Annotated in this window: 11 protein-coding genes; 7 read left to right on the top strand and 4 right to left on the bottom strand. The window is 58.2% G+C overall.

Annotation, left to right across the window (positions count from 1 at the left end; translation table 11 throughout):
* Positions 1–180: hypothetical protein (locus GOQ25_RS19520; protein WP_236844520.1), on the bottom strand; the 180-nt coding region annotated here is incomplete at its 3' end.
* A gap of 60 nt (positions 181–240) precedes the next feature.
* Here GOQ25_RS19520 and GOQ25_RS08200 point away from each other — a divergent pair.
* Genes GOQ25_RS08200 through GOQ25_RS08185 form a run of 4 tightly spaced genes read left to right on the top strand, consistent with a single transcriptional unit; the run spans position 241 to position 2,726 of the window.
* On the top strand, positions 241–822 hold the full coding sequence (locus GOQ25_RS08200) for a TetR/AcrR family transcriptional regulator (RefSeq protein WP_160349972.1): 582 nt from the start codon (positions 241–243) through the stop codon (positions 820–822).
* 14 nt (positions 823–836) lie between these two features.
* Positions 837–1,139: a hypothetical protein gene (locus GOQ25_RS08195; RefSeq protein ID WP_202109364.1), complete on the top strand. Its 303-nt coding sequence runs from the start codon at positions 837–839 to the stop codon at positions 1,137–1,139.
* A 52-nt stretch (positions 1,140–1,191) separates the two neighbouring features.
* Positions 1,192–1,953, top strand: a complete 762-nt coding sequence (locus GOQ25_RS08190; protein WP_160349971.1) for a cytochrome b/b6 domain-containing protein — start codon at positions 1,192–1,194, stop codon at positions 1,951–1,953.
* The gene (locus tag GOQ25_RS08185) at positions 1,950–2,726 is read left to right on the top strand and encodes a molybdopterin-binding protein (RefSeq protein WP_160349970.1); all 777 of its coding nucleotides are present in this window, start codon (positions 1,950–1,952) and stop codon (positions 2,724–2,726) included. The genes GOQ25_RS08190 and GOQ25_RS08185 overlap by 4 nt, the downstream gene beginning before the upstream one ends.
* Positions 2,727–2,780: 54 nt before the next feature.
* Here the strand turns inward: GOQ25_RS08185 and GOQ25_RS08180 are convergent, their stop codons facing one another.
* Entirely contained in the window at positions 2,781–3,728 is a 948-nt protein-coding gene (locus GOQ25_RS08180; protein ID WP_236844519.1) for a LysR family transcriptional regulator, read from the bottom strand.
* A 104-nt stretch (positions 3,729–3,832) separates the two neighbouring features.
* Between GOQ25_RS08180 and GOQ25_RS08175 the strand changes: the two genes are divergently transcribed.
* From GOQ25_RS08175 to GOQ25_RS08165, 3 genes are read left to right on the top strand one after another with little or no spacing between them, the layout of a single operon-like run.
* A complete protein-coding gene (locus GOQ25_RS08175) occupies positions 3,833–4,855 on the top strand; it encodes a tripartite tricarboxylate transporter substrate binding protein (RefSeq protein ID WP_160349968.1) in 1,023 nt (340 codons plus the stop codon).
* A gap of 39 nt (positions 4,856–4,894) precedes the next feature.
* Positions 4,895–5,083, top strand: a complete 189-nt coding sequence (locus GOQ25_RS08170; RefSeq protein WP_160349967.1) for a hypothetical protein — start codon at positions 4,895–4,897, stop codon at positions 5,081–5,083.
* Positions 5,080–6,492: an amidase gene (locus tag GOQ25_RS08165; RefSeq protein WP_160349966.1), complete on the top strand. Its 1,413-nt coding sequence runs from the start codon at positions 5,080–5,082 to the stop codon at positions 6,490–6,492. The genes GOQ25_RS08170 and GOQ25_RS08165 overlap by 4 nt, the downstream gene beginning before the upstream one ends.
* A 202-nt stretch (positions 6,493–6,694) precedes the next feature.
* Here the strand turns inward: GOQ25_RS08165 and GOQ25_RS08160 are convergent, their stop codons facing one another.
* Both GOQ25_RS08160 and GOQ25_RS08155 read right to left on the bottom strand, forming a co-directional pair.
* The gene (locus GOQ25_RS08160) at positions 6,695–8,212 is read right to left on the bottom strand and encodes a tripartite tricarboxylate transporter permease (RefSeq protein WP_160349965.1); all 1,518 of its coding nucleotides are present in this window, start codon (positions 8,210–8,212) and stop codon (positions 6,695–6,697) included.
* Positions 8,213–8,223: 11 nt separating this feature from the next.
* Positions 8,224–8,673 (bottom strand): tripartite tricarboxylate transporter TctB family protein, encoded by a 450-nt coding sequence (locus tag GOQ25_RS08155; RefSeq protein WP_160349964.1) that lies wholly within the window; start codon positions 8,671–8,673, stop codon positions 8,224–8,226.
* Between the last annotated feature and the right edge of the window lie 160 nt (positions 8,674–8,833).

Raw genomic sequence — 8,833 nt, 5'->3', positions numbered from 1 at the left:
ATAGAATCGATTGGGGACATCAGCATTGTTTCCTTTAGACAGGTTCTTCGCAAAAACAAGTCTAATGAATGCTGGTCGTCCCCCGTTTATGATGTAGAGCCGAACGTCATAGCCGTCATGTCGGCCAGCTGTTGCAGAGGTGTTGACACCCAACCAACCAACTAGTAGATTGTCTCGCATTGCACATTCATGACTTCCTTTAGGTGGACCCTTTTCGCCTCGAGGAAGATCCGTCACCCTATGAGCACCGAACTCTCTCCCCGCGCAAGCGAAATTGCCGCGCACACCAAGATCCTGCTGGCTGCAGGCGGCTACAACGGGTTTAGCTACGCTGACCTGTCCGAAAGGGTGCACATTGGCAAGGCCAGCATCCATCATCATTTCCCCAGCAAGGCAGACCTGGTGTTGACCGTGGTGGCGATGCATCGCGAGCAGTTCCGCGCAGGGGTAACGGCGCTGGACCAGAAACTCGGGGATCCGCTGGCACGCTTGCAGGGCTATGTCGATTATTGGTCGCAATGCATACGTGATGGCAGCCCGTCCATGTGCATCTGCACCATGCTGGCCGCAGAGGCGCCCATCATTCCGCAAGAGATTACCGATGAAGTGCGCCGCTATTTTGAAGACCTCATCGGCTGGCTGGCAAGGGTGCTGGAGGAAGGCGCGACGGCCGGACAATTTCATCTCCGGGAGAGCGCATTGAGTGAGGCACGGGCGTTCATGTCCATCGTGCACGGCGCGATGCTGACCGCGCGAGCGATGGGTAACCCTGAAGCCTTCAAGTCGATTTGCCAGGCGGCGATGGCGCGCTTGAAGTCCTGATCTTTCCCCCCGCCATGAAAGGCACCGGAGAAGGCAGTTATGGCTGGGACTTGAAACCCAACAGCACCATGACCAATGCGACCGTGGGTGATGCGGTGAAATCCGTGGATGGCAGCGTCGTCACGGTCAACTACCACGGAAAAGACAAAAAAATTTCCATCCCCAATGGAACGCCCGTGGTGACGTTGGCTCCGGCAACCGCAGCCGATGTCTCACCCGGCACCGTTGTCTTCATTCCGGCAGAAAAAGGCCATGACGGCGCTCTGTCCGCCTCGAGGCTGGTGGTGGGCAAAGATGGTGTCGTACCACCCATGTAAGTCGTCAACCACGATCGCCGGCTGACGACCTCAGCCGGCGCGGGAGTCTGCCATGAACTCTTCTAGCGTCAAACCGTTGTCCCCCCTCCCCTCACCTATTCGCCAACCGCTGTTCATCCGCCGTCATTCCCTCGTGGTGCGTGTCACGCATTGGATCAACGTGATGTGCCTCTCCCTCTTGTTGATGAGCGGCCTGCAGATTTTCAATGCGCACCCTCGGTTGTATTGGGGGCAGTACGGCGCGGATGCGGATCATGCCTTCATTGACCTGAGCGCGCATCCCTTTCCGTCCTGGATCACGATTCCGTCTTACCACGACCTGGGCGCAGGCAGGAACTGGCATTTTTTCTTCGCATGGTTATTGGTCGTTAACGGCCTTCTTTATCTGATTCATGGGTTATGGCGGGGGCATATTCGCAATGACCTGTTGCCCGATCGGGACCAGCTGCAACCTCGCCATCTGTGGCAAGAAATCATCGACCATGTGCGGCTGCGTTTTGCCAAAGGCGATGACGCTCGGCGCTATAACGCCTTGCAGAAGATAACGTACCTGCTCGTCGCGTTGGGGTTATTGCCGATGATGGTACTGACCGGCCTGACGATGTCACCCGGATTGAACGCCGCCTTCCCCTTTCTGCTGGACCTATTCGGCGGCCGGGCCTCCGCGCGCGCATTGCACTTCATAACGGCCTCGTCGTTGGTGTTGTTTGTGGTGATCCACGTCTTGATGGTGGTGCTGTCAGGATTCAAAAACAACATGCGGTCCATGCTCAACGGGCGTTACGCCATCGACCCTTCAGGAGATACACCATGAACCCAGACCGTACACGCAGACGGTTATTCGCCGGCCTGCTATTGGCGCCCGGTACCGCCATGCTTGCCGGATGTGATCGCATCACGCAAAGCGAAACGCTCGGCGGCCTGCTACGCAATACGGAGAAGCTGACTCAGAAAAGCCAGCGACTGCTGCTTGACCGACAGGCGCTGGCGCGCGAGTACAGTCTGGCTGATTTGTCGCCCGTCTTTCGCGCCAACGGAACACAATCGCCCGACTCGGATGAATACCATCATTTACTCGAACACGGCTTCACTGATTGGCGGCTGCGAGTGGATGGGCTGGTCGAACACCCATTAGATCTTTCGCTTGCGCAATTGAAGCAAATGCCTTCGCGCACGCAGATCACCCGACACGATTGCGTTGAAGGCTGGAGTGCGATCGGGCAATGGCAGGGCGTACCCCTGGCACACGTGCTCGACCTCGCGCGCTTAAAGCCCGGGGCACGCTATGTCGTCTTTCACTGCGCGGACGAGTTGGAATTGACGCTGGATGGCAGCGGCCGCTATTACGAAAGCATCGACTTACTCGACGCCTATCATCCTCAGACTATTTTGGCCTATGCCATGAACGGCAAAGCACTGCCCGTGGCGCATGGCGCGCCCCTGCGCCTGCGAGTCGAACGGCAACTGGGTTACAAGCAGGCGAAGTACCTGATGCGGCTGGAGGTGGTGTCGGCCTTCGACCGCTTATGGGGCGGCCGAGGGGGGTACTGGGAGGACAGGGGCTATGAATGGTATGCGGGGATATGACCTGATACCTGGATCAGGCCCGGACGTAGTTCTCGGTCATTCGCCGATATACCTCTAGCCCGTTGCATTGAGTCGCGACTTGGCGGAATTGCTCGGCTGATTGTCGAAAAATTCCACGACGATCTGCCTGAACGAATCCGCCGTTGCATCCAACATGGCATTGCGTTTCCCTAATAGCCCTATGCTTCTCGTCACCACCGGTTGAGTCACCGGAACAAAGACAAACTCGGAGGTATCCGACGGCAGGCTCATTGCGGGCAATATGCTGACCCCGACTCCCTGCCGAACCAGGGACCATAGCGACAGCATGTTGGCCGCCCACACGGTCTGACTGCCGGAGATGATTTCCTGCGGTAAACCGGTCAATACACTGTGGGTCGTGGTGCCAATCAGCGGCTGACCGCTCAGTTCCCGCCAGCTTAACGTATCGCGCTTGGCGAAGGGATGCGTGTGCGTGCAAACAAAGCCAAACCGGTCCTCGAACAGCGGCTGCCATTCAAATGATTCCATCGACCGCGTTTCTCCACACAACGCGAGCGTGATCTCGCCATCCTGCACCATTTGCGCCAGACGGGATGAGTTGTCATCGACGATGCGCAGCTCGGCGCCCGGACAACGCGCGTGGAAGCACTGAACCAAATGGGGTAGCCAACGCCGCGCGACGGTTTGAATGACGCCCACGGACAGTGCACTGCGTTGCTCGCGCACCTGTGCGAGCATGAAGCGGGCGGCGTTGTCGAAATGTTCAACCAGTTCCCGTACGACGGGCAGACACTGGCGGCCGAAATCGCTGAGCTTCGTGCGCTCTGCGGGTTCAAACAGGGGCCGGCCCAAGCGCTCTTCGAGCTCTGCGATGGAGCGGGACACCGCCGACTGCGAGCGAAAAATCTTTTGGGCCGCTGCGCGATAGCTGCCGTGTTCTGCTACGAGCAAATAGGTGCGCAATTGAGCGATTGTGAAGGCGTTGAATGTTACGTCAGACGGTGATAGGGGCCGATGCATTTTCCTGATCGCGCGATGAGATTAAAGACATGTACACATTTCAAGACCTTCACCTAAGATGGTTACAGATGTACTTGCCGAAGCTGGAACATACGAGGACAACGATGCCAAATCTATTGGGTTTTACCTCTATCTCGCGCACGATCCGAATACGCCAATGTGCCTCGGCGCTGTTGAGCGCACTCGCGCTGTCCGTGATGGCTCTCACCGCGAGCACTGCGGCGCTGGCAAACACCTATCCAGATAAGCCTGTCCGGCTGGTCGTTCCCTTCGGACCCGGCAGCACCACGGACATGTTCGCCCGACTGTTGGCCTCGGAGCTGTCCACGGAGCTTGGGCAATCTATCGTCGTAGAAAACCGGGCCGGGGCTAGCGGGAATATCGGCTCGGAATACGTCGCAAACGCCAGCCCGGACGGCTATACGCTTTTGTTCGGCGCGGCGAGTACCAACGCAACAAACGCCAGCCTGTTCCCGGATCTGCGCTTTAACCCGCAGACTGCCTTCGAGCCAATCGCCCTGGTTGCCTCCGTCCCGCTGGTCCTGGTGGTAAACCCCGACGTGCCGGTCAAATCCGTCGCGGAACTCGTCTCGCTGGTTAAGAAAACACCACAGAGCTATGCCTCTGGCGGCAGCGGCGGGACCACCCATCTGGCCGCGGAACTCTTTCGCTCGCAAATTGGCGCGGAACTCCATCACATTCCGTATAAGGGCACTGCGGCCGCTTTACCAGATGTCATCAGCGGGCGCATTCCCATGATGTTCGACACCGTGGCGGTCAGCTTGCCCCACATTGAATCCGGCAAGCTGCGTCCGCTAGCCGTTACGTCAAGTCAACGGGTCGGTTTGCTAAAGGATGTGCCAACCATGCAAGAAGCCGGCCAAAAGGATTTTGAAGCGGTGGCATGGTTTGGACTGTTCGCCCCGGCAGGCACCCCTGCCCCCATTGTGCAAAAGTTGAATGCCGGCGCCGTAAAAGTCCTGAACAGCGACAAGGTCAAAGCACAGTTCGAAAAAATGGGCGGTATCACTGGTAATACGACGGTCGCAGAGTTCGACGCATATGTGAAGGCCGAACATGAGAAGTGGAAGCGTGTCATTAAAGAGACCGGAGCCCAAGCAGGCTGACGACTAGCCCGACCACGACATTCTGGACGTTGAATCGCTATGCAAAAATCCCTCATTGACGAAGTGGCCGAATACCAGGATCTGGAGCTGTCTTTGGCGGCACGAACACGATTGCTGCAGCAAGATCCGAGCATGCGCCAACGCATAAGGGAACGAGCGCAGACGCAAGCGTTTGATGCCACACCCGATGATTTCCTGGGAACCTTATTGGCAAGGAGTCAGCCGTGAGCTATGACCAAGACGCCTTGCGTGATTTGTCCTTATGCGAAGTCGTTCGGCTCCTTGATGAAGGCGCGGTGAGCGCCGAGAGATTGACTCAGACCGCGATTGATGCGGCGCAATCCGACGGTCACAGGCTTAATTGCATCTTGAGCTTGGAAGCCGACGCTGCCCTGGCGCAGTCACGGGAAATTGACAAGGCGCGCTCAGCAGGACATGAGCTGCCTCGTTTGGCGGGCGTGCCCATGGCGCATAAGGACGTCTTCGCCCGCAACGGCGCTGCAGTCACATGCGGGTCACCGCTACTGCGAGACTTCAGGCCGGCGGGGCGCGCCGATGCGCTCGCGAATCTGGAAGAAGCAGGCAGCATCACATTCGCCAGCCTGCATTTATCCGAGTTCATACGCAGCCCCATGGGCTACAACCCGCACTTGGGCCCCTGCCGCAACCCATGGAACCCGGAGCATGTCAGCGGTGGTTCTTCCAGCGGGTCGGCGGCCGCCGTCGCCGTCGGGATCGGCTACGGCTCTTTGGGTACGGATACCGGAGGCTCGGTACGAATACCGGCTAGCATGTGCGGCCTCGTCGGCATAAAGCCGACTCATTCGCGCATCAGCACGCGGGGTGTCACGCCCCTGTCGTGGTCGCTCGACGCGGTAGGTCCGATCGCACGAACTGCCGCCGATTGCGCCATGATGCTCGACGCATTGAAGCCGCGATTCCCTATGGCGGATCTGCCCGCGTCGTTTCCGGCCGAGACGATCAAGCTTAACGGCCTGCGTATCGGCGTGGTGAGCGCATGGATGGACGAACTCGAGGAAAGTCCTGCCGCATGCTTGAAAGAGGCTGGCCGAGTGCTTGCATCGCTGGGTGCGCAATTATCCAGTGTTCAGCTACAGCAGCTCGATCTCTTGGACGCATGCCAAGAGATCGTACGCGAGACGGAGGCGGCCACCGTGCACAGCAGGTATTTGCGGGCGCAGCCGCTGGATTATTCGGACGAAGTACGCTGGCGGACCGAGCCTGGATTCTTTCGATTCGCTACTGAGTACGCTGACATTCTGCGCCTGCGGGCGTCGCTGCTGGATGAATTCTTAGACCACGCGTTCGCTCAGGTTGATTATCTTCTCACCCCCACCATCCCAGCTGCTGCGCCAGCAGTGCTTGTCGCCTATGGCGATGATACGGACCTGCGAAAACGTTTGGTGGGCAGCCTGAGCCGGTACACGCGCGTGTTCAACTTTCTCGGCCTACCCGCATTGACGGTGCCATGCGGTTTCGATGATGGAGGATTGCCAGTCGGTATGCAGTTGATCGGCAGACCGTTCGCGGAACGCAGATTACTTGGCATCGCGCACGCATATCAAAACATGACGGAATGGCATTTAGCCAGACCGCAGGCGCTCAAGAGCCACTAACAAGCCTGCGCAAGTTCGATTTGGTGGCACCCGTCAATGAAGACAAATTGGGCAGATGGGACGGAGACAACACTGCAATCACTCGCGATCCGCCGGGCATACCACAGCGCGGCGAGCGAACATCGACAAAGCAGCGGCACCGGCATAGCTGGCGCCTGACTGCCTGTGAGGTCCGCTCCCCGTTTCCCGCTTCGAACTCGCTTTAAACCGGCTCGGGGGCTTGAACCAGTTTCCCGCTGGATCGATGCCGCAGGCTGCTGCGTATTCCCCACACCAGCAACAGTGCGGTAAATAGCAGCACCCACATGCTGATCGGGCGCTCGACGAATGTCGAGAAGCTTCCTCGCGACAGCAGCATGGCGCGGCGGAAGTTTTCTTCCAGCATGGGTCCGAGGACGTAACCCAGCAGCAGCGGCGCAGGTTCGAAATCCAGCCTACGCAACACATAGCCGGCGATGCCGAATGCCAGCACCGCATATACGTCAAAGACGTTGTTGTTAACGGCATAGGTACCGATGCAGATGAACATCACGATCGCGGGATAAAGGATGTGATAGGGAATCAACAGCACCCGCACCCATAGCCCGATCATCGGCACGTTCAAAATCACCAGAATGATGTTGCCGATCCAGAAGCTCATCACCAGCCCCCAGAACATTTGCGGCTGCTCGGTAAGCATCTGAGGTCCTGGCTGGATCCCATGGATCATCAACGCGCCGATGATCAGCGCCATCGTCACGCTGCCCGGGATACCCAGTGTCATGGTGGGAATGAAGGACGCTTGATCGGATGCATTGTTGGCCGATTCGGGCGCCATGATGCCTTCGATGGCACCCTTGCCAAAGCGCTCAGGGGTTTTCGAAGTTCGCTTCTCAAGCGCGTAGGCCATATAGGCGGCAACAGTAGGACCGACGCCAGGCAAGATGCCGAAAAAAGATCCCAATCCCGACCCACGCGCCATAGGCCACCAAGATCTCCGCATCTCATCGCGCGTGGGCAGCATCGACTTCATCGACACATCCACCTTGCGGTCACTCGATTTCACATGGTTGATACTGGCGATGATCTCGGTCAGACCGAACAGGCCCATGGCGATCGCCACGATTTGGATACCGTCCTGCAACTCGGGGAACCCAAGATCAAATCGCGCTACGCCGGAGTTCACATCGGTACCCACCAGCCCCAACATGATCCCGCCAACGACCATGGTGATCGCCTTGATTGCCGAGCCGGATGACACGACCGAAGCAGCGACCAGACCTAACACCATGATCGAGAAGTATTCGGCGGGGCCAAATTTGAAGGCGACCTCCGAGATGACCGGCGCAAACAGCATCATCATGATGATGCCAACGCTCGCGCCAAAGAACGACGCGACAGTCGTCATCAGCAACGCGACGCCGGCCCGACCTTGCTTGGCCAGCGGAAAACCGTCGAGACAGGTCACGGCATTCGCCGGCGTGCCGGGCAAGTTCAACAGAATCGAGGCGGTGGATCCCCCATAGGTACTGCCATACCAGATGCCCGCCAGCATGATCAGTGCGGCCGTTGGTTCAAGCACGTAGGTGATGGGAAACAGCAGCGACATCGTCGCCAAGGTTCCCACGCCCGGGATCACGCCAATCAAGGTGCCAAGCGAAACGCCAATAATGCACCAGAGCAAGTTGTTCCATGCAAGCGCGGTCGATAAGCCCAGCGCGATGTTGTTAAACAGTTCCATCTTTATCCTCTCTACCAGGGCCAGGCGAACGCGGGAAGAATGACCCCCAGACCGCCTTTAAAGATGACCCATGCACCGCCAGCAAGGCCCACTGCAAGCAACAGCGATCCCTTTCTAGACAGCTTGCGATCCGCCTGACTGGCGACCAGACTCTGCACAATCACCGCAGGCACCAACCCGAAGGGCAAGACCAACAGCGCAAACGCGAGCACCGACAGGCTGATCCAGATCAACGGCCTGAGCTCCAACGTCGGCATGGGCCCTGCGCGCCGCAATGCGGGGATCACAATCAGGATGCCGCACAGTATTAACAGCCCGCCAGTGATGGCAGGAAAATATCCCGGCCCCATTCGTGCCGCCGTACCCACCTGGAAGGCAGTCAGGGAGTGATACATCCCCACCGCGCCGGCAAGGATGATCAGGGTGCCACCGATTAAGTCTCGGTAGTCAACGCTACGCATTTAGTCGTCTCCATCTATATGTCGAACCAGCTCCGTTCACCCGCGAAGCAAGGCCGTAAATGGTCCGTTACGCGGTCTTAGAGGGTCAAGTTACTTTGTCATGACTATTTGGTCATGTTGGTGTCGCAGACCGTAACAGGCGGCGTTTGGCCGCTGCGTT

It is taken from the genome of Bordetella sp. 15P40C-2, from assembly GCF_009763235.1.
GTDB lineage: Bacteria > Pseudomonadota > Gammaproteobacteria > Burkholderiales > Burkholderiaceae_B > Bordetella_A.
Note: the sequence above shows the minus strand (reverse complement) of the source record. Positions and strands in the feature narration are given on the sequence as shown.